The 1065-nt window shown below is 58.3% G+C and carries 1 protein-coding gene; it reads right to left on the reverse strand.

Features of this window, described 5'->3' with window-relative positions; genetic code table 11:
- A partial coding sequence (gene tuf, locus ACTZWY_RS19765) for an elongation factor Tu (RefSeq protein ID WP_444792414.1) occupies positions 1 to 1065 on the reverse strand: 1065 nt, incomplete at its 5' end.

The raw sequence follows: 1065 nt of genomic DNA on the forward strand, positions 1-1065 counted from the left end.
TTACTCGATGATTTTTGCCACGACGCCAGCGCCGACGGTGCGGCCGCCTTCGCGGATGGCGAAGCGCAGTTTTTCTTCCATCGCGATGGGGGCGATCAGTTCGACAACGAATTTCAGGTTGTCGCCCGGCATCACCATTTCAGTGCCTTCAGGCAGCTGGACCATGCCGGTCACATCGGTGGTGCGGAAGTAGAATTGCGGACGGTAATTCGCAAAAAACGGGGTGTGGCGGCCGCCTTCTTCCTTGGTCAGGATATAGGCTTCTGCTTCGAACTTGGTGTGCGGCTGAACCGATTTCGGTTTGCACAGAACCTGACCACGCTCCACATCCTCGCGGCCAATACCGCGCAGCAGCGCACCGATATTGTCGCCCGCTTCCCCGCGATCCAGCAGCTTGCGGAACATTTCCACACCTGTGCAGGTCGTGGTCTTGGTGTCGCGGATCCCCACGATTTCGATGCTGTCGCCAACATTGATCACACCACGTTCCACACGGCCGGTCACAACTGTGCCGCGACCCGAAATCGAGAACACGTCCTCGATGGGCATCAGGAAGGGCTGGTCCACCGCACGCTCGGGCGTGGGGATGTAGCTGTCCACAGCGGCCAGCAATTCACGGATCGAATTCTCGCCAATCTCGGGATCACGGCCTTCCATCGCGGCCAGCGCCGAACCTTTGATGATGGGAATATCATCGCCGGGATAGTCGTAGGAGGTCAGCAACTCGCGGATTTCCATTTCCACCAGTTCCAGCAATTCCTCATCATCGACCTGATCGACCTTGTTCATGTAAACAACCATGAACGGAATGCCGACCTGACGGCCCAGCAGGATGTGTTCGCGCGTTTGCGGCATGGGGCCGTCAGCGGCGTTCACCACCAGAATGGCGCCGTCCATCTGCGCAGCACCGGTGATCATGTTTTTCACATAGTCCGCGTGGCCGGGGCAATCGACATGCGCATAATGGCGCGTCTCGGTTTCATATTCCACATGCGCGGTCGAAATCGTGATCCCGCGCGCTTTCTCTTCCGGCGCACCATCAATCTGGTCATAGGCGCGGAAATC

Origin of the sequence: Roseinatronobacter sp. NSM, assembly GCF_052379845.1 — a bacterium.
In the GTDB taxonomy this organism is placed as follows: Bacteria; Pseudomonadota; Alphaproteobacteria; order Rhodobacterales; family Rhodobacteraceae; genus Roseinatronobacter.